This window comes from Microvirga pakistanensis, assembly GCF_004458765.1.
Lineage (GTDB): Bacteria > Pseudomonadota > Alphaproteobacteria > Rhizobiales > Beijerinckiaceae > Microvirga > Microvirga pakistanensis.
Genome location: NZ_SPJX01000661.1, coordinates 1 through 223, shown reverse-complemented (window position 1 = coordinate 223; position 223 = coordinate 1). Strand labels below are relative to the sequence as shown.

Here is a 223-nt window from a genome sequence, read left to right as displayed (position 1 = left end):
GCGAAGGTGGGCTTTCCGGTTGACCGCGTGATCGGCGGCATCTGGTCCGGCTCGGAAGAGGACGTCCGGCCGGCCGGAGCGGTCGCGAAGGGCTACCTCGCCATCACGCCGTTCCCGGCCGGCGCCGACTTCGAGATTCACAAGAAGCTCAAGGAGCACATCCTCGACAAGGGCCTCAGCGATCTGAAGGACCTGAAGAGCTTCGGCTCCGTCTACTACAATT

Annotated in this window: 1 pseudogene; it reads left to right on the top strand. The window is 63.7% G+C overall.

The annotated features are described in order from the left end of the window. A pseudogene (locus E4K09_RS26075) lies at positions 1–223 on the top strand (ABC transporter substrate-binding protein); the annotation flags it as partial.